The following is a 24,063-nucleotide window of genomic DNA, read 5'->3' as shown; positions in this document are numbered from 1 at the left end:
TCATGTAGCAGGGGGTTTACAGATGACATCGTACCAGTTTTTATATGCTTCTTTCTCGGGGATTCTTGTTGGTATAGCCTTTTTGTTTTTGATTCTATTTGTCGCAAAGCCGACGCGGCGATATGCACTTGTTTTGGCGATTGCATGTTTTATTATCGGAACGATTGGGATGGCAGTCAATTTAATTCACTAATATTCTGAGTCTGATTGCTATAGGGGTGATAAGACCATGATGGCAGAGAAAGACCTAGCAAGCGAACTGACTCATTTAACTGCAACTGAGATGATAAAAGGGTTGGAACAAAAATTATTTAGTTCAGTGGAACTCGTGCAAGCGCACGTAACTCGTATGGAAACTGTGAATCCTAAGTTAAACGCAGTAGCATATGAACGTTATGAACTTGCTCTAAAGGAAGCAGAAACTTCAGATCAAGAGCGGTTGTCGAGATCTTATTGTACGGATACTCCTCGTTTGCAAGGTATGCCAATCACGGTCAAAGAAATGTACAGCGTCCAAGGTCTGCCCATCACAGGTGGCGTGCATAAGCATCGCAACCGCATGGCAGAGGAGGACGCTGCTGTTGTTTCACGAGTCAAAGCAGCAGGCGCGATCATTTTAGCAAAGACCAACATGTCCACATTGACCATGGCTCATGAAACGGATAATGTACTTTTTGGACGCACGAACCATCCGCTCGATCCTTTACGCACACCCGGTGGATCGAGCGGGGGAGAGGCTGCGCTCATTTCTTCTTTTGCTTCTCCGTGGGGCATTGGCAGTGATTTGGGCGGATCGATTAGACTTCCAGCTCATTTATGTGGATTGGTAGGAATCAGACCGACTTATGATCGGATTTCATCCGCTGGTGAATATCCGGCTTATCACCATCACCTCCATATGAATTCCGCAGGAGTTTTAGCGCGAAACGTGGAGGATGTCCAACTTTTATACGAAGTTTTGAGTGATCACGTCATCATGAACTACGACATGGAAGACACTCCAATCAAGTGGTTATCTTCTTCGGAAAAGGCACCGTTAGATGAAGAACTTGAGAATGGTATGCTGAGATTGGCCGATATTTTACGTGATGCGAGTGTACAGATAGAGGAAGTAGATGGCAATTTACTTTCGGGCTCTACCGCATTGTGGCAAAATATCATCTTAGAAGATCGAGGCAAAGAGACGATTGATGAAATACAAGAAGGACCTACTTTTCATTTATTTTCAGAACTTCTGAAGTCTGGACGTGGCAAGAGTGTGTATCATAAGTGGATCTTGCGATTACTATTAGGGGCACGACTGTTTCCCCCTAGTGAGCAAACGATTCAATCAATCCCCCGACAAATCGAAGAAATGCGGAGTCGATTTCATGATGTGATAGGCAATCATGGTATTTTGATTATGCCAACCTACCCTACAGCAGCACCGTTTCATGGGAAAATCACGCAGTATGTATATAATAATATGGGCAGTCGTGTTCTTCCGTATCTTGTATTTGTCAATGTATTGGGATATCCGAGTATGTCTGTGCCCATCGGACGAACGAAGATGGGATTGCCCTTTGGCATTCAAGTAGTAGGTGGATATAGACAAGAGCAACGAGTTTTTGCTGTGGCAAAGTACATCGAGAGTGTCGCTCGCTATGTGTAAGTGCTGTGCTTAAACGGCTCGTCGTATAGAGCAGGAAAGAGAGTAGGTGGGGCAAGTCGTGAGTGAGTTTTTGAAGCGATCGCAGTGGTTACCTGATCTGACTACACAGGGAGTTGGAGCCAATCCTGATTCTGTAGCGCTCGTATACAAGAGACCTCGCATTGATCATCAGGTTCCGGGACGTGAGTGGCATACGCAGATCGGGACGGCACAGGCGATCTTTCGATTTCCCGAGCAAGGCATGTGGAATGGGAAAATCATGATAGGCGCCACACCTGCTGTTCGCAGTGAGTATTCACTTGATCTCTTGCTAGGTGATGATGCATTGTCCAAAGGGTATGCATATGCAGCTTGTGATAAAGGAACTCCAGGACTTACATTGCGCGATTCCAGTCGACAAATGTCTGAATGGCTTATAAATTATAAGTTACTTACGGATATGGCGCATGATCTTGTTTTGGAATGTTACGGAGAGACCCCTAAAAAGACATACATAGCAGGCGTTAGTAATGGTGGTTATATCGTGCGAGCGATGCTTGAGCGCTACCCTGAAAAATTTGATGGCGGGGTTGAATGGGAAGGCGTATTATGGAATACAGGTGTTAGGCATCTGTTAACAACACTTCCAACTTACATAGATGCGTATCCGATTCTCATGAATTGGCGAGGAGATTGTACGAAAGATGAACGCCATAAGGCGCGTGAAAAGTTACTTGATGCAGGGCTTAATCCACAGTCATCTCCTCATTGGGACGTGTATATGTCATCCTATTGGATTGTATCTTTATGGCTATACGGACACAGTTTAGATCCAGACTGGCCTGCTTTTCAAGCCACGTGGAATAACGATTGGTTAAAAGATCCTAGACCACTTGGAGAGTACCCTTTTCATGAGCGGATAGAGATCGTGAATGAAAGAATTACACCTATTGAATTGACTGGACACATTTCTAAACCATTGCTCTCTGTTGCGGGAAATTGGGATTGTCTTGTTCCATTTGCCTTTCACGCTAAGGGCTACGAAAAGATGGTGAGAGTAGCTGGTTCTGGTCACTTACATAGATTGTACGAGATTATGCATGGAAATCATGTGGATGGATTATTGATCCAAGATCGCCAACGGCAAGAACCTGTTCTTCCTTATTTTGAGGCAGCGGTGCGATATCTCGAACAATGGGTAGAAGATAAACAGGAACCTCCAACAGCAGGCTCATTTTCCTCTATCCAAAGTTTTGCTGGAGATATGAATGTAATGTCTTTCGTTACTAATGAAGAGTCCATTGAAGGGAGCTGTATGACATGACGGGGAATTCATTACAAGGTAAAGTGGCGGTGGTAACTGGAGCCGCAAGTGGTATTGGACTTGCAATTGCACAGCGATTTGCAAATGAGGGTGCACGTGTAGTTATTTCTGATATACGCTTGGAAGCTGCGCAAGAAGCTGCTTTAGCACTTCGAGAACAGTCGTTAGATGCGCACGCAGTAGCCGCCGATATGACAAACGAACAGGATATCCAAACCTTAATAGAAAAGGCGGATGAACTGGGTGGCGTCCATCTCCTGATCAATAATGCGGGAATGCAACATGTTTCGACGCTTGAGGAGTTTCCAATAGAAAAATTTCGCTTGTTGATTGACCTCATGCTAGTTGGCCCCTTTATTGCGACGAAATATGCATTTCCAATCATGAAGAGACAACAATTTGGACGGATTATCAATATGGCATCTGTGAATGGTCTCATCGGATTTGCAGGGAAAGCAGCCTATAACTCTGCAAAACACGGTATCATTGGACTGACTAAAGTAGCTGCTCTAGAAGGCGCGTTAGATGGAATCACTGTCAATGCTTTATGTCCAGGCTATGTCGATACCCCTTTGGTACGAAAGCAATTGGGGGATATAGCAAAGACACGTGGAGTGGAACTCGACAGAGTTTTAGAAGAAGTGATCTATCCGCTCGTACCACAAAGAAGATTACTAGAGACGGAAGAGATTGCTGACTATGCGCTGTTTTTAGCATCACATCAAGCGCGCAGCGTTACAGGGCAGGCAGTAGTCATAGATGGTGGATATGTGGCGCAATAGTGGTATGAGGTATGGCAGAACACATAGATAAGTGAGGAGGATGTGAAAAAATGAAGGGAATACCGATGATACCCACATTTAAAAATGTAGAGGAAGAGCGCAGATACCGCAAAGAACGTCTTGCAGGGGCATTTCGCCTCTTTGCTTTATTTGGATTCGACGAGGGTGTAGCAGGTCATATCACAGTACGCGATCCTGAACACGTAGACCAATTCTGGGTAAATCCGTTTGGCATGCACTTCTCACAGATCAAAGTTTCTGATCTCATTCTCGTCAATCATGCGGGTAAAGTAGTTGAAGGCGATGCTATGGTCAATGCCGCAGCGTTTGCTATTCACTCACAGGTTCATCAGGCACGTCCTGATGTCATCGCGGCGGCTCACGCTCATTCTATGTATGGAAAGGCATGGTCGACACTTGGGCGATTACTAGATCCTATTACTCAAGATGCGTGCGCTTTTTATGATGATCATGCGTTATTTGACGACTATACAGGTGTAGTTCTAGATGTGGAAGAAGGGCAGCGAATTGGCAAAGTACTGGGATCTCGCAAGGCCGTCATCTTGCGCAACCATGGACTACTGACAGTGGGTCATTCGGTTGAAGAGACTGCGTGGTGGTTTATTGCCATGGATCGGTCTTGTCAAGCTCAATTGCTTGCAGAAGCTGCTGGTCAACCGATCCTGATTGATCCAGAACATGCTGCATTAACGCGTACTCAAGTGGGGTCAGAGATAGCAGGGTGGTTTAGTTTTCAACCGCTGTGGAGTATGATTTCACAGTTACAGCCTGATTTCTTAGACTAGCTTTCCTTCAAATAATCCATACTGCTGTTGAACACTTTTGGACAGAACTGCCAAGGATTTTCTCTTGGCAGTTCTTTTTGTCTTGACGTTACAATAAATCATATATTATAATATGCATATCTTATAATATTGTAATATATAATGATCCGGAGATGAAAGGCATGTATCGAGTTGCACATGTATTGATCAACTTACTGACGATAGCTTTTTCAATAGCACTTGTATTTATTGGATGGTTTGGTCTATATCACATAGTGGTTCTTGTTGATTATCCGATATCTACAGACTATATCTCTATACCATTTCTTGTACTTAATCTAATGACGACTCCATTGTCTAGTGTGTTTTTGATGATCCTTGGTGCACTAGGTGCATTATCTTCTTTATATGGGATTGGATATGGAGGAGGATATCGAGAAAGAAATTATGGTACATGGCTTGATATCGGGGTGCTCTTGTTTATTGCTGCTATGGCAAGTGTTTTTTTAGCAGCGAATGTATTTACATTCTTAATAGGTTGGGAAACGATGTCGTTTGTGTCTTATCTACTCGTCATCTATGAGTCAGAACGCAAAGGGGTCACGACAGCTGGTCTACTATATATCGCCATGACGCAACTAGGAACGGTGTTTATTATATTGGCATTTTATTTATTGCATCAGTATACAGGAAGTTATAACTTTATCGATTTCTCTAAAATGGTCATATCACTGCCCCCTGTGTTACAAAGCTTTATTTTTATATTTACATTTATTGGATTTTCTTTGAAAGCAGGAATTATGCCGCTACATATCTGGCTACCTCGAGCCCATCCTGCTGCGCCTAGTCACGTGTCAGCACTTATGTCTGGAATCATGTTAAAAACAGCATTGTATGGGTTACTCATGATCGATTTTTATTGGCTCCATCCACAGACTTGGTGGGGCGTACTACTGATTATAGTTGGAGCAAGTAGTGCGATATTGGGAGCATTTCACTCTACCTTGGAAGTCGATATTAAGCGCATACTCGCGTATAGCAGCATTGAAAATATGGGTCTCTTATTTATGGGGAGTGGTCTAGCTCTCTTGGCGGCTGCCTTTCATTTGTGGTCGATTGAAGGGATTGCGTTAGTAGCGACCCTTTATCAAGCAGTGAATCACGCAGCCTTCAAAAGCTTGCTTTTCCATGGAGCAGGATCAGTCATTCATGGTACGCAGGAACGTTCCCTCAATCACTTAGGAGGGTTACTGCGCAAAATGCCGATAACAGCAAGTGCTATGGGGATTGGATTATTGGCTGTTACGGCTATTCCGCCACTCAATGGATTTATGAGTGAATGGTTGTTGTTTACCGATACTGTTCAGTTTGCACACCTCACACTACATCACCTGCTTGGGCTATTTCCAATGATTACAATGGTTGCTTTATTATTTACTGGTGCACTTGTTGCCTTGATGTCTGCACGGATCTTTGGCATCGCTTTTCAGGGTGAAGGAAGGTCTGAAGGTGCAAGACACGCTCATGAAGCACCACTTACGATGCGGTTTGCGCTGCTCCTCGGAATCGTATTGCCTATACTACTAGGTGTTTTTCCGGTAGCAATTGTAAATATCTTAGAGCGCACTATACCTGTGGATACACGTTTCTCTACAGCTCAATTGTGGTATGCGCATAGCGCCATTAACATGTCGCTCTTGCCGATTATGTTGTTGCTACTTTTTGTGGGTGGTGGAGGGATTGTTTGGTTACTTGTACGTTTTTTTGCAGGGAAGGAGCGACGATTGTTGGCGCCTACGTGGACTTGCGGCGGCAGCCGTATGGCCTATATGTCCTATAGCGCAACAGGGTTTTCGCAACCTCCTAAACGTACTTTCCGAGCATTTAGGATACCAGTTGCGCGTGGATATATATACCATCCTGCGTGGGCTCTTGTGTTGCGTACCGCAAAGAATTTTCGGAGAATCCAAAATGGAAGCGTACGATCGTATTTACTTTATTTATTTATTACAGTAATTATTTTACTTATTGTGGTGCGTTAGGAGGCAAATGAAATGGTGAGTGTTATTCAGGCATGCGGCATAGTCATCTTTGCGCCTTTCATTCAAGGTGTTATAAAACGATGGAAGGCTTGGATGCAGGGTAGGGTAGGACCTTCTATATGGCAACCCTACCGCGAACTAAGGAAGTACTTTCGCAAGGGAACCATTCTTTCCGATCAGTCATCGTTTGTGACACGTACCGTTCCATTTGTACAAATCGCTTTGGTGTTTACAGCAGCTATGACTCTTCCGCTGTTTACAGCGTCATCACATATGCTTTTAGGATCTTCAAATATTTTTCTGTTTCTTTATTTGCTTGGGTTTGCACGGCTCTTAACAGCAGTGATTGGCATGGATTCGGGTAGTGCTTTTGGCGGCATGGGGATCAGTCGAGATTTATTTATTTCACTGTTAGTTGAACCAACAGTTTTTCTTGCCATTGTGGCTGTAGGACTTGCATCTGGTGTGTTTAGCTTTGCCGCTCATTCACTCCTTCTGTTGTTGCATCCGTTCGCAGGTTATACCTTAACTAACCTGTTGGCTGGGGTATCGCTCTTGATGATTGTCATCACAGAAGTGGGACGTTTACCAATCGATAATCCTGACACACATCTTGAACTTACCATGATCCATGAGGCAGCCGTTCTCGATCTATCTGGCAGACATCTTGCTTTAATGACATTAGGTGCCTGGATGAGACAACTTCTATGGATGACCGTTTTTATTGATACATGTTTTCCTTATGGAATGGCCACTGGGACGGATGTATTTGGACTGATTCAAGGATTTGCATTTTGGATCATAAAAGTGCTTTTATTTGCTGGATTACTTGCAGCTATTGAGAGTGTAACTGCAAAGATGCGGCTATTCGCTGTACCGAGGTTCTTAACATTAGCGCTATCTTTAGCTATTTTCGCTTTGCTTACTAATTATGTAGGTGCATAAATCGAATGGTCAGAATCTGTGAGGGGGATGCAATAAAGTGAATGTGTGGCTTGATGTGACTGCAATTGCGCTAATGATTAGCACAAGTTTAATTATCGCCATTCGCTATATTTCGTCAGGAATTAAGTGGTTATCCTTTCAATCGTTGATGTTGTCCTTTCTGACAGGTGCACTAGCGATTGAGACTGGGCGTACAGATCTTTTTGTCATCGCTGTGTTAACGCTCATCATCAAAGCAATCATTATTCCCTATATTTTATTTCGGACATTACAGGCTGTGGGTGTAGAGCGCCAAGCAGAAAAATCATTTGGCCGAGATCGATTGATGATTGCAGTGTTAGCGATGTGGGCTATTGGCTATTATGTGACCCCGGATTTTGGTCAAGGTAACGGACATAACGTGTATTTATCGATTGCCATTGGCATGTTACTTAGCGGTGTGTTGATCATGATTACGCATAAAAAAGCCCTTATGCAAGGAGTTGGGCTTATTGTGATAGAAAATAGTTTGTTTCTTGCTGCGCTGTCTACGAGCTTTGGAATGCCGTTTTTGGTCGACATTGGTATTTTTATGGACGTTCTTGTCATTGTGGTATTGATATCGGCGCTATCTTTTCGCATGGACGAACTTTTATCAAGTATGAGTATAGAAAAACTTAAACGGTTGAAGGGTTGATTCGTCATGATCCTCTTGTGGATGGTACTTGTTCCTGTGTTAACAGGTCTCGCATGTGTAATAACTGTTCAAAGGACACTTCGTATTTTATTTCATGTTATAGGTAGTGTGGTTACTTTTGCGTTCGTTTTGTATGTTGTATGGGATTTAGCGCAACATGGTTCGATGGAGGCGTTCAATCAGTTTTTCTATGCAGATGATGTAAGTGCAATTATTCTCTCTATTGTAGGCATTGTTAGCTTTACAGCCTCATTGCATTCCATTGGATATATGCAACATGAGGTATCGGATGGACATATAAAAGTGAATCAATTGCGTAGTTACTATTTGTTACTCCATCTTTTCATTGCAACGATGCTATTTGTACCTGTGGTCAATAATTTAGGAATGATGTGGGTTGGAATTGAGGCGACCACAGTTGTTTCGGCGTTTCTTGTTGCACTCTATCGCACGGCAGAAGCTTTAGAAGCAGCGTGGAAGTATCTGATACTATGTAGCGTTGGTATTGCATTTGCATTGCTTGGCTTAGTTGTGCTCTATAGTTCATCGGTTCAAGTTTATGGGCCTGCGGAGAATCGACTAAATTGGACGTTCTTAAGTCGCGTAGCTCAACCCTTACCTGCACATCTTCTCCTGCTGTCATTTGTTCTCTTACTTGTTGGTTATGGAACAAAAGTTGGCCTTGCTCCGATGCACTTCTGGTTACCAGATGCACATAGTCAGGCACCTTCTCCAGCTTCGGCGTTACTTTCTGGAGCATTACTCAATACAGCTTTTTTCGCTATTTTACGTATGTTTGCGATTGTTATGCGTATGGAGGGATCCGTATTTGTCTCCCATCTCGTATTAATTTTTGGCATCTTGTCACTGTTAGTTGCTTTCCCATTTATCTTACTTCAACAAGATATAAAGCGCATGTTAGCTTTTTCTAGTGTAGAACAGATGGGGATCATTGCTTTTGCGATTGGAATCGGAGGTGAAGTGGGGTTAGTAGCTGCGCTCTTGCAGATGTTCAATCATGCAATGGCAAAATCGACCCTCTTTATGACTGCGGGCAATATGACTCAGTACTATAGAACAAAAAATATGGGCAGAATGCGCGGCGCGTTGCAATCCATGCCCTATACAGGACCACTTTTTCTTATCGCCGTTTTTGCTGTTTCTGGTGCGCCACCGTTTTCTCTCTTTACAAGTGAATTTGCAATATCCGCAAACGCTTTTGCTACAGGGCATTGGTTTGGTACTGCCTTATTTCTTATTGTCCTTGCTGCAATTTTTGGGGTTATGGTTTACCAATCGGGGAGAGTATTGCTGGGATCTACTCCACACAAAGAGATGATGAAAGAGCGCGTCGGTTGGACAACTATTCCACTTCTGCTACCACTTTCGTTTGTGCTTGTGTTTGGATTATTTATTCCACACTCTGTGATAGAAGTTTTACAACATGCAGCCTTGATCATTGAAGGGAGGGCACAGTAATGGCTCTTGCAATCACAGAAATGGTGGTTGAACATAGGGATCTTATTGATACTTGTAAGAAATACCTTGAAGCGGGGTTTCGCTTACTCACCATGGTTGGGACGGATGAACGGGAGGAAAGCGGGCAGTATGTATTGCGATATTATTTTGCACATGACATTGATTCTACCATCATGCTGCTTATGGTGAATATTCCAGAACATGATCCAACATATCCCTCAGTTTCAGCAGTAGTAAGTGCAGCACAGTGGTATGAACGTGAAGTTTATGACTTGCTTGGCATTGAACCACTGGGTCACCCTGATGTGCGTCCACTCGTGCTACATGGTCAAAGGCTGAGCGTGTATCCGTTGCGACGGGATTATACGATCGATCAACCGCTACCTGAAGTTATTCGGGACATCCGAGCACCGGAGTTAAAAGAGGGGCAGTTTATTGTACCCGTAGGACCAATTCATGCAGGTGTTATAGAACCAGGTCACTTCCGATTTTTAGTGGAAGGTGAAAATGTAGAATCCCTAGATGCACAGTTATTTTATACGCATCGTGGTCTTGAGAAAAAGGCAGAGGGAATGCGTGTGGATGAAGCAATGACACTTGTGGAACAGACATGCGGAGTATGCAGTGTCTCACATGCACTCGCTTATGCACAAGCGGTAGAGACATTGGCGCAGATTGAGATACCATCGCTTGCAAAGTGGACACGTACATTGCTTGCTGAAATGGAGCGACTGTATAATCACGTCGGCGATATTGGCAATCTTTGCGCGGGTATAGGATTTAGTTTTGGAACGATGCAAGGCGCACGTTTAAAAGAGCAACTACAGCAGCTCAATGATGATGTCACTGGACATCGATATTTACGCGGAATGGTTGTCGTAGGAGGCGTTGCGAAAGCGATAAACCATGCACTACTAGAGCGCATAGATGTAACAGTGAGCGCAGTTGTACAAGAAGTGGGTGTCATCACAAGCGTGATGCTCAGTGATGAGATCGTATGTGATCGGTTGCTTCAAACGGGAATGTTACATCGCGATATTGTTGAAAAGCTAAGTGTCGTAGGCCCTGCTGCACGTGCTTCTGGAGTAAGGCGGGATGTGCGTTTGAACTTTCCATATGCAGCGTATGGAGAGTTACTTTGGAGTGTACCTGTTTTTCATGCAGGAGACGTCATGGCGAGATTGCAGCAGAGGATTGCTGAAGTCACAGAATCCGCCAAGTTGATCGAACAAATCATTGCACGGTTATTTTCTTTTGGAAACAATCCGGTAAGTATAGCGTGGGTAAAAAAGCTACCACCTATTCAACCTGGTAGTTATACCATTGGGATGAGTGAATCTGCACGAGGGGAGAATGTGCACTTTGTTATGATTGGAGTTAATCAACAAATTGCACGCTTGCGCATTCGCTCTGCTTCTTATGCTAATTGGCCGGCGGTACCTTATGCAGTCCCGGGTAATATTATTCCTGATTTTCCGCTAATTAATAAGAGTTTTGAACTTTGTTATGCTTGCTGTGATCGCTAGGAGGGATAACTGATGTGGAGTCTTGTAAAGAAACGATTACAAACGGCGGTTGCGACTCGTTCTGTCCAAGAACTCATGGAGGAGTCATCAGAGATTGTAGATGATCGGCTGTATTCTAAGGAGGACCTATTAAATCGATTTAATCGATTAGCGTCAACAACATTTGGGGGAGCCCTTCACGTACGCCATGTCGATACAGGATCTTGTAATGCGTGTGAATGGGAACTCAATGCATTACTGAATCCAGTGTATGATATTACAAGGTTGCGGATTGATTTTGTGGCATCTCCAAGGCATGCGGATGTACTTGCAGTAACAGGGGGAGTAACGCGCAATTTACTTGAAGCGTTGCGAAAAACGTATGAAGCGACGCCCTCTCCAAAAGCTATCATCGCAATTGGCGGATGCGCAATAGGGGATGGTATTATTGGAAAAACGTACGCACAAGAAGGATCCATCACTCCCTTTGCCCCCTTGCATATTAACGTACCTGGTTGTCCACCACGTCCACAAGATATTATGAAGGGCTTACTATATGCTATGGAATATTTACAAGAAGAGGTGAAAAAGAATGGATCTTAAGTTGCAACAATTTAAAGCAGACTTTTTTAAAACATTATCGCATCCTCTTCGCATTCGTATCTTAGAACTCCTTCGCGATGGAGATAAGTTTGTCAATGAACTACAAGCTGAGTTAGGTGTAGATAGTTCAGTCGTATCTCAGCAATTAGCATTATTGCGCAATAAAAACGTCGTGATAGGTAAAAAAGATGGAACAAAAGTCACCTATTCTGTTACAGATCCTTTGATCTTCGAATTGTTAGATGTTGCACGTCGCATATTTAATAACCATTTAACAGATACTATTACTATGTTGGAACAAATCGGGAAAGAGAATAGTTTTAATGAAGATAGCTAACGTACCATTCAATCTAGAGTGAAAACAGAGCCGCCATATTGCGACGGCTCTCGCAATCATTATTCTAATGAAAAAATCTGTGGACTTATGCCATTCGTGTCTCTGCGAGTGCTTCATGGACATTATCTGTTGTTTGAAAATCTCCCCGCATGGCTTTTAGCGCCATTCGTTCTTCTGTGATTTCCTCAGCAGTGCGAACTCCCATCCTACGAATGACGGCAAGGGGTGGACACCATCCTTGAATAGAATGCTGAACGAGGAATCCTCCAACTAGTGTAGGGAGGATAAACCAGCGTTTGCTTACTGTAAGGCCAAGAATTGTGCCAACTGTAGTAAATGTGCCAGCTATGGTTTCAATGGTACGGTCTGTATCCCATTCATGCTCAAGTTGTTTCAAGCGATCGCTAATCGCTTCATGGGATCGGCCTGTGTAGCGTGCAATATTTGCAACCGTGCGAGCCTCGATATCGCGATTGACTGCTCGGTTTGTGTGAAACTGTACCCGTTTTGTTGTCGGCGGTAAAACTGCCATTTCATTTTCCATGAGCATCCCTCCACGTCATTTAAAGTGCCCTCAGGTGATTTGAATGATGCGATCTAATGTCTTTCGTGGTACAGTAAAATAAGGGTAACGTAGAACATGTCGGAGTAAGAGTCATGCGACATACCTTTTACGTTTTATCTATACTAACGATCTTTTGGAGTATATTGGGTTGCATCTGCGGAGGAGTTCATGAGTAAACATAGGATTCGCGAGGCTTTGTCATTAAAGGATTTGGAGCAATGTAAACACATGGCAACGGCCGTATGGGGTCAGGATAGTAGTTGTTCTGTTGCGCAAATGAGCGTACATGCACGCAATGGAGGAGTTGTTTTATTAGCATTTGAAGATGAGATGGCGATTGGGTTTAGTTTAAGTTTTCCTGCTCTTTGGAAGGGAAGATGGGTTCTTTGGTCGCATGAAACTGCTGTCATTGATCAAGCGATTCATCAGGGAATTGGATATCGTCTGAAACTGGCTCAACGAGCACGTGCAGATGCGCTTGGATATTCGTCGATCGTATGGACGTTTGATCCACTTGTGAGTCGCAATGCCCATTTTAATGTAAATAAGTTAAAAGCAAAAGTAGCGGATTTTATTCCGAATTGCTATGGTGTGATGACAGGTGATCAGTTAAATGAAGGAGTAGAGTCAGACCGCTTTCTCGTATTATGGGAATGGTCCAAGGGGATCGATGGCATTGATCGATCTTGTGACGCAAACGAAAAAGCGGAGCAGAATCTAGGAGGGAAATCAGTATTTGCAATCACTTGTACAGGAGAGCAGCAACCTGTCTCTCATAGAATCGATGAGTTTGCGGATACGATCCTTGTTGAGATTCCAGGTGATTTGAAACGGTTACCGGATATGCTTACACGAGTGAAGTGGGTAGACGCGATGCGCAAGGCGGTAGTGACTTTGCAGGCTGCCAATTATCGAATCGTTCAGTTTACTTATCAGCCATCTCGTAACGTGGGATGCTACATATGGGGGCGTGTGGAATGAAGATCAAAAGTGTCTCCATAAGGCGACTTCAGATGCGAATGAAAGAACCGTTTGAAACAAGCTTTGGTCGAGAAGAAGACAAAGATTTTCTTTTAATACGAGTCGATACGGGGCACGTGCAAGGGTATGGTGAGTGTACGGCATCATTTGAACCGCTTTATAGTGAGGAAACGACTGATACAGCGTGGAGTATGCTATCCACATTTTTCGTTCCTGCTGTCTTAGGTAAAGAAATCACACATCCAGATGAGATTCGTACCTTACTTGGGCATTTTCGCCGCAATCAGATGGCGAAGTCCGCACTAGAGACTGCCATCTGGGATGCGTTTGCTAAAGAACAAGGGATATCATTGTCCCATGCACTTGGTGGTTTGAAAGAGGAGATTGACGTTGGTATTAGCATTGGGATACAGCCTACGACGATGCACCTGTTAAGAAAAATTGAAGGATATCTTGTACAAGGATATAAACGAATAAAAGTGAAGATAAGGCCTGGTTTAGATATTGACATCTTTCGTGCTGTCCGTAAGGAGTTTCCAGATATACCGATGATGGCTGATGCCAATAGTGCTTATCGACTAGAAGATTTGCCGCATCTGTTAACATTTGATGATTATGATCTCATGATGATTGAACAGCCACTTGGCCACGATGATATGATTGATCATGCAGTTCTGCAGGCGCAACTTAGGACTCCAATTTGTCTAGATGAAAGTATTCATTCGACAGAAGATGCAAGAAAAGCAATTTCGATCGGCGCATGTAAAGTGATCAATGTAAAGATAGGCCGTCTGGGAGGGCTAACAGAATCCAGAGAATTACAGCAGCTATGCATTGAACATCATGTGCCCGTGTGGTGTGGTGGAATGCTAGAAGCTGGAGTTGGCAGACTTACTAACATGGCTGTTACATCGCTTCCTGGTTTTGTATTACCCGGTGATACGGCTCCAAGTGCGAGATATTTTGATGAGGATATCATTGATCCACCAGTAACTTTTGCAAAGCCAGGCGTTCTTGCTGTACCCTCGCAACCAGGTATTGGTGCTGTAGTGAGAGAAGATCGGGTAGAGAGATATACGGTTGATCGCATAGAGTTACGCTAGTCGCACTGTTCATGCAATGCGAGACGGTGACTTCTCTTTTTAGAAAGCGCAGAGACAGTATTGCTTGTCAATGCGCCTTCTGGCTTGCACTACGTACTGCATGTGCCGGGGTTTGTGCTTTTACAAGATAAATGCGGTTAGACTTTTCTTGGTGTCTAAGATCACGTTGTAAGCGGTCAATAGCAACTGTTTCGTCAAGCACATGGTGTTTATCCATATATTCTTGAAGATTTGTAATTTCACTCACAAATCCATTTTGTGGATCTCGCAAGAGGCGAACTGCATAAAGAACAAGATTCTCCTGATCTGACGCCTCATCTGTTGCACTTATGGGGTGTGCACTCCATCTCCCTTTAATCATCGACCATTCTCCGTTCACTTGTAATATCTTGTCTTATGCTTATCTTACAGTATTTGACGACCAATGTTGCATAGTGGTTACAATAATAATCGTAAGGGACGTGCACAATGAGAAGTAAGCCGATGATGGGGTTGCTCGGCGTCGTTCTCGCCAATGTGATTTGGTCAGGTAGTTTCCCGGCAACTGCGATTGCACTGACTCAAGTACCACCGAGCTTACTTACGGTTGTACGCTTGGGAACTGGTGCTCTGGTTCTATCACCCGCTTTGTGGCGGGAACGCAAACAGGTTACGCTACACGCGATCCTTCTTTCGCTGATATTGGGATGCGTTGGATTTTCTCTTCCTGTGTATTTTGAAACAAAAGGATTAGGTTTATCAACGCCTGCTATTGCAGCTGTGATGATGGCGCTTGAACCAGTGTTTACTGCCATTGTAGCTACTTTGTGGTTGCGAGAAACATTGACTACACGTCGCAAAGTAGCACTGTTCGTCGCTATGATAGGTACCTGGATTATCGCAGGGTTACCTCGTCCAGGCGACCTTGGCTATCTGGAAGGCGATCTGTTACTTGTGGCAGCAGTTTTGTGCTATGCATTATACAATGCCTTTTCTAAGCGACTTATTACGCGTGTATCCGTTCTTTCAGCTACTTCTTTAACGTTACTTGGTGGATTTATCGGTTCTATCCCACTCTGGATAGCTAAAGGCGCTCCAATACCTCATGTCATTGCACGCCCTGAGTTACTCTCTGTTTTTTATCTTGCATTGCTTGCTACTGCAGGAGCATATTTTTTGTGGTTATTTGCACTTACGATGTTTTCTGCATCTAAAGTATCCTTATTTCTCTATATGCAACCCATTCTAGGGGTCATCTTGTCCTTTCTTATTGTGCGGGCAAAACCATCACCAAGCTTTTTTATAGGTGCCATTTTCATTTTCTTGGCTCTCTATATGAGTGAACGGCGTGTGCGTTCTATCGTTCCACCAGGTACCTGAGCAATCACTGCTGTATATACGTAGTCATTCTCTATTATGTTGAGTTGACTTTTGCTGTTGTGCATAATGTGGTTGTCGTTTCTCTAAAAATGCCTGAATACCCTCGCGATACTCTGGACGATCAAGCGTACGGTTTGCCATGTGTTCAAGTGCTGTATAGTGAGTGATAGCATCATCCGAAGCAAGGTGTTCAAACATCTTTTTTGTGATCTGTTGTGCCTCAGGTGCAGCCTGCAATAGTGAATGAATCATTTGATTGGTGAACTGTTCAAGATTTGTAGAGTTTGGACATATTTTTGTAATGAGACCCACCCGTAAGGCTTCTTGCGCGGTGATAGATGCCCCTGTATAAAGTAATTCCTTCGCTGTTGCCTCTCCGACAATTCGCTTTAATAGATTGGTTTCATAAGGTCCATATACGAACCCCAATTTGACTGGAGTGATAGCAAAACGTGCAGATTCATGTGCAAGGCGTATGTCGCATGCGGTAGCTAGTTGTAATCCACCCCCAAAGCAAGCGCCAGAGATGGCTGCAAGCGTTAATGGACGAAGCGTGGCCAACCGTTGCGTGGTCCGATCGGTGATCTGTTTATGTAGCTTTGCTTGCTCTTTATTGGCGCGATATGTTGGAAATTCACTGATATCTGCACCAGAGCAAAAAGCAGTGTCGTCTACTCCACGTAAAATGACAAGTCTTACCGATGGATCAGCATCACATTGTAAGAGGTATTCTAGAAGTTGTTCCCACATGGCGAGTGTCAAAGCATTGTGTTTCTCCGGACGATTGATCATGAGTAACCGGACAGAACGCCATTGCGGATGATCTTGCATTATGATGAAAGACATGAAATGCCTCCGTTCAGATAATGACTATATTATGGTAACTCCTATTATACACTAATGGTTGTGCATGATTAGCTAAGGTCGATGGGCTATCTATAGAAGTCTCATGATATGAGTAGTTATAGATATTATATTTAAAATTATTATTTCAATTTGAAAACGCGAGATTGTCAGAGAAAAGATGTTGAATAGCCACAATAACAATAGATTTGTTCATATTTTCAGGGTGTGTACACACTATTGACACATATACCGTTGCGGGTATATGTTGAAAGGGCTTTCTTGCACCTGTTATTTCAAGCAGGTACATAGTTTGAACCACGATACCTGGGAGGGGTTTAGCAATTCCAAATCCATACATTGCAATTAGTAAAGCAAAAGTGGTCAATGCACCTGAAAGTTTTGCAGCTTTTGAAAGTGTTGGACCGAAGGTTTGTATGGTAACTGCTAATCACGGTGGATTTCTAGGATTTCAAAACCACATTCAAGTTGGGGTATTTCCAATGGGAGGGCGCTTCGGTGGAGCTAAGATGGATATGCACCGCGAGCTAAACCCAATTGGATTAGCACAATATACGATGTGGAAGCGTTGGGAAGACCATGAAGAAATGCACATGGAACAGTTTGATAGCATTTTCCGTTTGTGCTCTAAGTGTCTTGGCATGGTTGTTGAAGGCCCTTGGGAAGATGTGTACGAGATTGTGGCTCATGACATGCCGCAAAACGTTGGTATGACGGATGTTCCCGCTGTACTTGGCGCAAGCTTCATGGCTGGTGAAGAAGTTCCTCCTGTCTCTTTACCATATGGACAACGCATTATTGCCATTGGTGATCACTCAGTCATTCAAGGTAGAGAAGAAGAATTTGAACAAGCAGTAGTCAAAGTGATGGAACAATTCAAAAAAGCTCCAGGTTTTCTTGGATATATGATCATGCGTCAAATTGGAGCTTCTGCTGTAGGTAGCTTCCAGCTAGAACCAGATGGTATTCATCAGGCATTACAAACTTTAGGGGACAATCCTCCAAGTGCACGCGATGGCAATTTCCAATTGATGCAAGCAGAAAAGAAACCGACCGAGTACATTGTCCATATGGAATGGGCAGATATGAAATCAGCGATGTTTGGCATCTCGCGTGTTGTTGTAAATCATCATGTCAAAGCAGTACATGATAAAGTTTTGGCAACTGTTGTACAAGGTCCTTATATTACACTGTGGAATCCTTTAATGGAAGATACCTCATGGCGTGAGTATCTCAATGAAGATGGAACGGTTAAAGTGGACGAAAGTGTAAGTCAGTCCTAATCACCCACATCATCCTCTTTAGAAAGTCAGGGGCACAGTAAGCTTGTTGAGGATATCGCGGTTAAGGGGGAATACATCTCCTATAACCGCGATTTTTGTCTGAAAAGCAACTGAATCATTTCTTGATATTCTCTTGTGGACAAGTTACACTCTGCTTATTATGAAAATAGAAGGAGGAGAGTAGGTGGTTAGAGATGAATCGCCGTTTAGTGAACGATCTGAAAGCTGGACGCGTACTGATACATGGGCCTTTTGGTCATTTGGCCTTGGAATGTTATTAGAGTCATATATTTTTGGAATGGCCTCGATCGCTACAAACTGGGTGGCTATGCCAAAGTCATTACAGTCATTGTTGCTAGCTTGGGCGCCTCTATGGCTAATCATTGGTATTATCGTTGCAGGACCCTTATCAGACCGTATTGGAAGAAAAAATACTTTTTATAGCACGATGGGTCTTTACGGTATTGGAGCGATTGGCATCGCTTTTAGTCATACGTACTTAACGATCTTAATCTTTTTGGCTGTGTTGCTGTTTGCTGCAGGTGGCGAGATGAATACCATTATGGCAGCATCACATGAGATGATGCCCACACGCCATCGCAGTAAAACAATGTTTTTATAATTAAACTTTATTAATCTTGGTGGATTTTTGTTAGCGGGTGTATCGCTGCTTAGCGTATATAACTCCATTACGTTCCAACGCGGTATGGTGGCAGTTACATTTATTGTGGTATTGTTTATTTTATTGTTGGCTCGCAATAAAACACCCGAATCCATTCGTTGGCTTCAGGGAAAGGGATATACAGAAAGAGCAAATGTAGAGATAGCGAAATTTTATGGAATACAAGAGTATGCGCGACGAGAAAAGGTTGTGAGCGATGCAGTAGCTGTTTCCACAAAACGCAGAACAAGCGTTGCTCTGCGCCTGTTTGTAACAATTACTACGGCGTTTGCAGGAACTGCTGGGTTTGGATTGATGACTTATGTGCTCGGTCCTAATTACTTTAAATCATTAACGGCTGCAATTATTTTGGTGGCCACTGGAACGGGATTTATCTCTGGCTTCTTAGGGATATGGGCAGATCTCATTAGCCGTAAAACATTACTTTTACTAGGATACGGCGGAACATTTATTATGACGCTGATTATTTATCTTACGATAAGTGTATGGTCTAAAGATCTAACACTATTTTGGATTTTGCTAGTCTTGTTAAATATTTTTGTCAATATCGCGTATCTCACTGAAGATACGTTAAAAAGCGAAGTATGGCCTACGAGTACGCGTGGAACTTATACGGCTCTTGTACGTTTTATTAGTATCGGACTGTATATCGCGACGATTTATTTATCTCAAAATTACGGATTACATGAATATATGCTATTTAACATGGTGATCTGGATTATTGGATTAGCAGGGGCAGTTGCATGGTACTTTGCGGGTGTCGAGACGGGTAAGGGAGCTACACTTGAGTCAGCATCTGGAGAATAATAGGATCCATCACATACGATTTTAACAAAAAGAAGCTGAGGTTGACTCAGCTTCTTTTTGTTAAAATCGAACAGAGTAAGCATGTTTAAGGTGTTTATCTGCATAAAGTCTGAATAAGTAGTATGATTTTAACACCTTGGGTGTCAAAAAGAAGTCTGATATATGGCTAAATGTTGACACAGCGCCATTCGCAGACTATCATTTGTTGTAGTAACAAGCAAAAACAAAATAATAATAGATTCAGAAAAAGGTGATGTGAATAATTATTTGAAGGTTTATATGTCGTGGTATCAACTGCATCATTTTGCAAGGGGGGTTGCAGCTCGGTGAGATTCAAAACGATCTTTCTTAGCGCCATTGTATTGTCAAGTATTGCTTTGACCGGTTGCGGCACGACAGAAGCAGTGAGCCCATCATGGTTCTCTGTCAATAACGCAACTCAAACGGTCAATCTAACCATTGCGGCAGGAACGGATTCTACCAATGGGTATGCTAATTTTAATGGATATGCTAATGGTCAAATGACTGTGGATATCCCTGTGGGTTATACGGTGCAAGTGCATTTTGTTAATGATGGAGGCATTCCGTTTGACATAGGAGTGTATAATTCAGTAGACAAACTCGCATTTCCAGGAGCAGGCGCATCTGTATCGTCTATGGTCAATAATGCAGGTGCAGGAGTATTTCCTGGTAGCTCTAAAAACTTCCAATTCGTTGCTTCGCAAGTAGGTAATTATCGAATGGAAGATTTGTTATTGCGGATCGATGATCAATCAAGGCCAGAAAACTTTGGCATGTGGGATTGGTTTGACGTCACGAACGGAGGAACACCGCAAGTCGTGGTGTCAAACTCCTAGTCAGCAGGTACAATATGGACGCAGGAGGGGAGTTTGCACGATGGATGGAGAAGATCGCGTACATGGCCCAGAAGGGTCAGAAACGATAGAAGTAGATTGGAGTCGTCGCAGTTTCCTGATTGGCACAAGTACCGTTTTAGCGGCAAGTGCTATTGCATTGTTTGAATCTTCCAATGTAGCAAAGGCATTTTCAGCTTTGAACGGATTACAAGTAGACTCAGGGATGACGAAAGTCTTTCAACAAGATTACTATTATATTCCTAATCAAATGACATGGCGTGTAGGTACTCCCATGACATTACATATTCACAACTTAAGCCCTACACATTTCCATGAAATGCAGATCGGTCGTGGAGGATTTCAACGCGATCCAAATGCGTTTACAGATTTGCGCATTCAATTCAATCAAGACTTTTGGGATGGCGTTCCAGTTACGATCCTCGAAGAGCACTGGGTTGATAATCTCGTGACGAACAAAGCAATTGTGACATCTCTTCCGAAACCTGGTCCATGGCTTATTACAGCTCCTGGAAATGGTAACTTTAGTCCAACGTTACGACCAGGTGGCAGTGTTTCTCTTAAATTCACAGTTCCAAACAAGCCTGGAGTATGGGAATACGGTTGCTTTGTACAAGGGTTTATTCACTACGCAGATGGGATGAAGGGCACGATTAATATTTTACCTGCGTAATCATGGAAAGGCATTACCTCGATTGCGCTACTTTATTAATGCAGGTATAGAGGAGGTCTCCAGCAGTGGCCGATCTGCTGATGTATGGCGTGTTATGGATAGTGTTTTCTGTGCTGGGGGAGTTAGGGGTCAGCGCATGGGGGCATAATTTCTATTACTATACGGCATCGACACAAGCTTTAGATGGATTAAACGCAAGTTTATTTTTATTTCGCGTGCTCACGCCAATTTTTGTGTTTGTTGTACTCATGCTTGTTTATATTCCTATCCGTGCAATCAGACGTCCAAAAGAAAGTATTCTTCGCGGAAAAGGCGCAAGATTTAATGCAACGTATGTGACTATCTGGGTATCGCTGTCATTAGTAATTAACCTGTTGTTCTTTATTCATCCGACAACTTCTGCAGCAGAGCAACTATTTCATGAAATGAGTCCCAAAGCTGAACAGCATGATCTTGTTGTAGATGTTGTTGCGCGACAATGGGAGTGGTACTTTTCTTATCCGCAGTACGGAATTAAAAATGCCTTAAATGCAAATGGGAACAATGTTCTCTATTTGCCAGTCAATCAGCCAGTAGAATTTGTCTTACGCTCGTATGATCCTAATCATCCGTATGCACTTGGATTAGATGTGATTCATTCTTTCTGGATTCCTGCCTTTGGCGAGAAAATGGATGTCATTCCAGGTGAAACGCGGTATATGGTGGCAACGCCGACGAAGATTGCGTCTACTGAGACGAACCCTGAGGTGCGCGTACAATGTGCAGAAGTATGTGGACCAGGACATCCATACATGTACTCAACAGTACATATCGTATCTGCATCCGCATTTAAACAATGGGTTACGCAGCAACTCAAAGCTGGGAATTAAGGGAGGAAGATGCGCATGAGTGTGGCAAGGATTGGCGATGCGCCCCTACCACTTCGAAAAAAACAGATAATGCCACCTGTCATTCGCGGTTTATTGTGGGCAGGTCTTGCATTTCTGTTCGTTAATTGTCTCGTTGCATATGTGATTGATCCTCAGTACGGTACGCCATTTATCACGCAACCATCTGTTGTACTGGGCTGGACTGCTGCGTTAGTTGGTTGGCTACTCGGAATTGGTGGATTGGAAAACGTTTTGTTACCGGCTTTCGGTTTTGAAGTTCCCAATGTAGTTGTTAAAGGTTGGCGCAAATATTTTGCGTACAATACGAATCATAAGGTCATTGGCATTCAATATCTTGTGTCTTCGACTGGTGGATTCTTTATCGCTGGATTAGCAGCGATGTTGATGAGAATTCAGTTGATGGGAGACCATATGTGGTTCTTCTCCTATCCTGGACAATATCTTGAGACTGTAGGCATTCACGGAACAATCATGATGTTTTCAGTTGGAACAGTAGCTCTTGTGGGTGGTCTTGGTAACTACTTGATTCCTATGATGATCGGTTCTAATTCGTCAGCGTTCCCACGGATGTCAGCATTGAGTGTATGGCTTGTACCGGTGGGTATTATGACTGTTGTTTTAAGTCCGTTACTTGGACAATGGACAACTGGTTGGCGGGGATACGAACCACTCGGTCAAAATGATCCAAACGGTATCTTGTTTTATTATCTAGGTGTTTTAGCTCTTACATTATCATCGCTCATGGTCTCTTTAAATTTGACTACGACGATCTTATTCAAACGTGCAAAGGGTCTTACGTGGAATCGCTTACCAATGTATGCGTGGGGTATTTTAGCTGTTAGCCTTTTAAACATCATTTGGCTTCCAGAGATTGAAATTACCTTTGTACTAGGTTTACTAGACCGCGTTGTACCTCTTCCTTTCTTTACTGCAGTAGGGAGTCCGCTAACCTATCTAGAGTTATTCTGGTTGTTTGGACATCCCGAAGTATATATTATCGTTGTTCCCGCTTTTGCTATCTGGATGGAGATCATGCCAGTGATGTCACGCAAACCATTGTTTGCTCGAGAATGGGGTATTATTGGACTCATTTTCGTCATGATGCTTAGTGGTTTTGTATGGGCTCACCACATGTTTACGAATATGCGGCTTACTGAAATGTTGCCGTTCTCCTTCTTTACAGAAATGATCTCGATTCCGACCGGGTTTACCTATATGGTAGTAGTTGGAACGATCTGGCGTTCGCGGTTTCGCATGACTGTGCCGTCACTCTTTGTTCTTATGAGTATGTTTAACTTTTTGATTGGTGGATTAACAGGCGTTTTTCTCGCCGATCCAGTGATCAACTTACAGTTGCACGATACATTTTTTGTCGTTGCCCACTTTCACTTTACGATTATTGGTGGAATGGTGTTTACGTGGCTTGCGGCGATGTACTATTGGCTTCCTAAATTTTCAGGACGCATTTACAACGCTAAAATGGGTGTTCTCGGTGCCATTTGGGTATTCATCGGATTTGACGGTGCGTTTGGTTTGATGTTTATTCAGGGATTGCGGGGCATGAATCGTTGGGTGCCTGTATATCCACAATATTTGCAGGGAATGAACATCATCATTTCAATTTTCGCCTTTATACTGGGACTAGGATTCCTGTTTAACCTCATTCATATTGCTTGGGCAATGAAATCAGGTAAGAAAGTACAGGAAAATCCTTGGCAGTCAAAGACGTTAGAATGGCAAACTGCTTCACCTCCGAATGAAGAATCGTTTGCAGCAGAACCTGTCGTTACTGGATCATTTTATGATTACGACGACAATGATGAAACGTTTACGGTTCCTACGACGCCCGGTCCCGTATCCATGTAACCAAACG

General features: G+C 43.3%; 23 protein-coding genes and 1 pseudogene. 21 read left to right on the top strand and 3 right to left on the bottom strand.

Annotated features, from left to right (window positions below; genetic code table 11):
* The first annotated feature begins 22 nt into the window (after positions 1-22).
* The 12 genes from MM817_RS02790 to MM817_RS02735 all read left to right on the top strand — a co-directional run bounded on the left by MM817_RS02790 (position 23) and on the right by MM817_RS02735 (position 12,108).
* Positions 23-193, top strand: coding sequence for a hypothetical protein (locus MM817_RS02790; RefSeq protein ID WP_241711908.1), 171 nt, complete (start codon positions 23-25; stop codon positions 191-193).
* A gap of 36 nt (positions 194-229) precedes the next feature.
* A complete protein-coding gene (locus MM817_RS02785) occupies positions 230-1,651 on the top strand; it encodes an amidase (RefSeq protein ID WP_241711907.1) in 1,422 nt (473 codons plus the stop codon).
* Between the two features lie 58 nt (positions 1,652-1,709).
* Positions 1,710-2,954: a tannase/feruloyl esterase family alpha/beta hydrolase gene (locus MM817_RS02780; RefSeq protein ID WP_241711906.1), complete on the top strand. Its 1,245-nt coding sequence runs from the start codon at positions 1,710-1,712 to the stop codon at positions 2,952-2,954.
* Positions 2,951-3,736 (top strand): 3-hydroxybutyrate dehydrogenase, encoded by a 786-nt coding sequence (locus MM817_RS02775; protein WP_241711905.1) that lies wholly within the window; start codon positions 2,951-2,953, stop codon positions 3,734-3,736. The genes MM817_RS02780 and MM817_RS02775 overlap by 4 nt, the downstream gene beginning before the upstream one ends.
* A 50-nt stretch (positions 3,737-3,786) precedes the next feature.
* Complete coding sequence (locus MM817_RS02770) at positions 3,787-4,542, top strand: class II aldolase/adducin family protein (RefSeq protein ID WP_241711904.1); 756 nt, start codon at positions 3,787-3,789, stop codon at positions 4,540-4,542.
* Positions 4,543-4,703: 161 nt separating this feature from the next.
* Positions 4,704-6,563 (top strand): proton-conducting transporter transmembrane domain-containing protein, encoded by a 1,860-nt coding sequence (locus MM817_RS02765; protein WP_241711903.1) that lies wholly within the window; start codon positions 4,704-4,706, stop codon positions 6,561-6,563.
* A 12-nt stretch (positions 6,564-6,575) separates the two neighbouring features.
* Positions 6,576-7,508 (top strand): respiratory chain complex I subunit 1 family protein, encoded by a 933-nt coding sequence (locus MM817_RS02760; protein ID WP_241711902.1) that lies wholly within the window; start codon positions 6,576-6,578, stop codon positions 7,506-7,508.
* A 37-nt stretch (positions 7,509-7,545) separates the two neighbouring features.
* On the top strand, positions 7,546-8,184 hold the full coding sequence (locus MM817_RS02755) for a hydrogenase (RefSeq protein ID WP_241711901.1): 639 nt from the start codon (positions 7,546-7,548) through the stop codon (positions 8,182-8,184).
* A gap of 6 nt (positions 8,185-8,190) precedes the next feature.
* Positions 8,191-9,663 (top strand): hydrogenase 4 subunit F, encoded by a 1,473-nt coding sequence (locus tag MM817_RS02750; protein WP_241711900.1) that lies wholly within the window; start codon positions 8,191-8,193, stop codon positions 9,661-9,663.
* Positions 9,663-11,189, top strand: a complete 1,527-nt coding sequence (locus tag MM817_RS02745; RefSeq protein ID WP_241711899.1) for a hydrogenase large subunit — start codon at positions 9,663-9,665, stop codon at positions 11,187-11,189. Before MM817_RS02750 ends, MM817_RS02745 begins: the two co-directional genes overlap by 1 nt.
* 12 nt (positions 11,190-11,201) lie before the next feature.
* On the top strand, positions 11,202-11,771 hold the full coding sequence (locus MM817_RS02740; protein ID WP_241711898.1) for an NADH-quinone oxidoreductase subunit B family protein: 570 nt from the start codon (positions 11,202-11,204) through the stop codon (positions 11,769-11,771).
* Entirely contained in the window at positions 11,761-12,108 is a 348-nt protein-coding gene (locus tag MM817_RS02735; protein ID WP_241711897.1) for an ArsR/SmtB family transcription factor, read from the top strand. Before MM817_RS02740 ends, MM817_RS02735 begins: the two co-directional genes overlap by 11 nt.
* An 85-nt stretch (positions 12,109-12,193) precedes the next feature.
* Here the strand turns inward: MM817_RS02735 and MM817_RS02730 are convergent, their stop codons facing one another.
* On the bottom strand, positions 12,194-12,652 hold the full coding sequence (locus tag MM817_RS02730; protein ID WP_241711896.1) for a YgaP family membrane protein: 459 nt from the start codon (positions 12,650-12,652) through the stop codon (positions 12,194-12,196).
* Positions 12,653-12,841: 189 nt separating this feature from the next.
* Between MM817_RS02730 and MM817_RS02725 the strand changes: the two genes are divergently transcribed.
* Positions 12,842-13,654 (top strand): hypothetical protein, encoded by an 813-nt coding sequence (locus MM817_RS02725; protein WP_241711895.1) that lies wholly within the window; start codon positions 12,842-12,844, stop codon positions 13,652-13,654.
* Complete coding sequence (menC, locus tag MM817_RS02720) at positions 13,651-14,757, top strand: o-succinylbenzoate synthase (protein WP_241711894.1); 1,107 nt, start codon at positions 13,651-13,653, stop codon at positions 14,755-14,757. The genes MM817_RS02725 and menC overlap by 4 nt, the downstream gene beginning before the upstream one ends.
* Positions 14,758-14,824: 67 nt before the next feature.
* Here menC and MM817_RS02715 read toward each other — a convergent pair whose 3' ends face one another.
* Positions 14,825-15,118: a hypothetical protein gene (locus MM817_RS02715; RefSeq protein WP_241711893.1), complete on the bottom strand. Its 294-nt coding sequence runs from the start codon at positions 15,116-15,118 to the stop codon at positions 14,825-14,827.
* A gap of 107 nt (positions 15,119-15,225) precedes the next feature.
* On the opposite strand from MM817_RS02715, the gene MM817_RS02710 reads away from it, so the two are divergent.
* Positions 15,226-16,116: a DMT family transporter gene (locus MM817_RS02710; protein WP_241711892.1), complete on the top strand. Its 891-nt coding sequence runs from the start codon at positions 15,226-15,228 to the stop codon at positions 16,114-16,116.
* 24 nt (positions 16,117-16,140) lie between these two features.
* Here MM817_RS02710 and MM817_RS02705 read toward each other — a convergent pair whose 3' ends face one another.
* Entirely contained in the window at positions 16,141-16,962 is an 822-nt protein-coding gene (locus tag MM817_RS02705; RefSeq protein ID WP_241711891.1) for an enoyl-CoA hydratase/isomerase family protein, read from the bottom strand.
* 320 nt (positions 16,963-17,282) lie between these two features.
* Here MM817_RS02705 and sor point away from each other — a divergent pair, with 320 nt between their 5' ends.
* The 6 genes and pseudogenes from sor (at position 17,283) to MM817_RS02670 (ending at position 24,056) form a co-directional block, all read left to right on the top strand.
* Positions 17,283-18,263, top strand: coding sequence for a sulfur oxygenase/reductase (gene sor, locus MM817_RS02700; RefSeq protein ID WP_336605148.1), 981 nt, complete (start codon positions 17,283-17,285; stop codon positions 18,261-18,263).
* Positions 18,264-18,534: 271 nt separating this feature from the next.
* A pseudogene (locus MM817_RS02690) lies at positions 18,535-19,752 on the top strand (MFS transporter).
* A 326-nt stretch (positions 19,753-20,078) separates the two neighbouring features.
* Positions 20,079-20,609 (top strand): sulfocyanin-like copper-binding protein, encoded by a 531-nt coding sequence (locus MM817_RS02685; protein ID WP_241711887.1) that lies wholly within the window; start codon positions 20,079-20,081, stop codon positions 20,607-20,609.
* 40 nt (positions 20,610-20,649) lie between these two features.
* Entirely contained in the window at positions 20,650-21,300 is a 651-nt protein-coding gene (locus MM817_RS02680; protein WP_241711886.1) for a cupredoxin domain-containing protein, read from the top strand.
* A gap of 65 nt (positions 21,301-21,365) precedes the next feature.
* Positions 21,366-22,169 carry a cytochrome c oxidase subunit II gene (locus MM817_RS02675; protein WP_241711885.1) on the top strand — a complete coding sequence of 268 codons (804 nt, stop codon included), beginning with the start codon at positions 21,366-21,368 and terminating at the stop codon, positions 22,167-22,169.
* Between the two features lie 15 nt (positions 22,170-22,184).
* Positions 22,185-24,056 carry a cytochrome c oxidase subunit I gene (locus MM817_RS02670; RefSeq protein ID WP_241711884.1) on the top strand — a complete coding sequence of 624 codons (1,872 nt, stop codon included), beginning with the start codon at positions 22,185-22,187 and terminating at the stop codon, positions 24,054-24,056.
* Positions 24,057-24,063: the final 7 nt, after the last annotated feature.

It is taken from the genome of Sulfoacidibacillus ferrooxidans (assembly GCF_022606465.1).
In the GTDB taxonomy this organism is placed as follows: domain Bacteria; phylum Bacillota; class Bacilli; order Alicyclobacillales; family SLC66; genus Sulfoacidibacillus; species Sulfoacidibacillus ferrooxidans.
The sequence above is the reverse complement of the archived record's forward strand: the minus strand, read 5'-3'. Positions and strand labels throughout refer to the sequence as shown.

Coding starts and splice junctions, on each gene's coding strand:
- MM817_RS02680 (WP_241711886.1), top strand. CDS start 20,650: ATGGATGGAGAAGATCGCGTACATGGCCCAGAAGGGTCAGAAACGATA.
- MM817_RS02730 (WP_241711896.1), bottom strand. CDS start 12,652: ATGGAAAATGAAATGGCAGTTTTACCGCCGACAACAAAACGGGTACAG.
- MM817_RS02770 (WP_241711904.1), top strand. CDS start 3,787: ATGAAGGGAATACCGATGATACCCACATTTAAAAATGTAGAGGAAGAG.
- MM817_RS02785 (WP_241711907.1), top strand. CDS start 230: ATGATGGCAGAGAAAGACCTAGCAAGCGAACTGACTCATTTAACTGCA.
- MM817_RS02775 (WP_241711905.1), top strand. CDS start 2,951: ATGACGGGGAATTCATTACAAGGTAAAGTGGCGGTGGTAACTGGAGCC.
- MM817_RS02750 (WP_241711900.1), top strand. CDS start 8,191: ATGATCCTCTTGTGGATGGTACTTGTTCCTGTGTTAACAGGTCTCGCA.
- MM817_RS02705 (WP_241711891.1), bottom strand. CDS start 16,962: ATGTCTTTCATCATAATGCAAGATCATCCGCAATGGCGTTCTGTCCGG.
- MM817_RS02740 (WP_241711898.1), top strand. CDS start 11,202: ATGTGGAGTCTTGTAAAGAAACGATTACAAACGGCGGTTGCGACTCGT.
- MM817_RS02725 (WP_241711895.1), top strand. CDS start 12,842: ATGAGTAAACATAGGATTCGCGAGGCTTTGTCATTAAAGGATTTGGAG.
- MM817_RS02670 (WP_241711884.1), top strand. CDS start 22,185: ATGAGTGTGGCAAGGATTGGCGATGCGCCCCTACCACTTCGAAAAAAA.
- MM817_RS02760 (WP_241711902.1), top strand. CDS start 6,576: ATGGTGAGTGTTATTCAGGCATGCGGCATAGTCATCTTTGCGCCTTTC.
- MM817_RS02765 (WP_241711903.1), top strand. CDS start 4,704: ATGTATCGAGTTGCACATGTATTGATCAACTTACTGACGATAGCTTTT.
- MM817_RS02735 (WP_241711897.1), top strand. CDS start 11,761: ATGGATCTTAAGTTGCAACAATTTAAAGCAGACTTTTTTAAAACATTA.
- MM817_RS02790 (WP_241711908.1), top strand. CDS start 23: ATGACATCGTACCAGTTTTTATATGCTTCTTTCTCGGGGATTCTTGTT.
- menC (WP_241711894.1), top strand. CDS start 13,651: ATGAAGATCAAAAGTGTCTCCATAAGGCGACTTCAGATGCGAATGAAA.
- MM817_RS02715 (WP_241711893.1), bottom strand. CDS start 15,118: ATGATTAAAGGGAGATGGAGTGCACACCCCATAAGTGCAACAGATGAG.
- MM817_RS02710 (WP_241711892.1), top strand. CDS start 15,226: ATGAGAAGTAAGCCGATGATGGGGTTGCTCGGCGTCGTTCTCGCCAAT.
- MM817_RS02745 (WP_241711899.1), top strand. CDS start 9,663: ATGGCTCTTGCAATCACAGAAATGGTGGTTGAACATAGGGATCTTATT.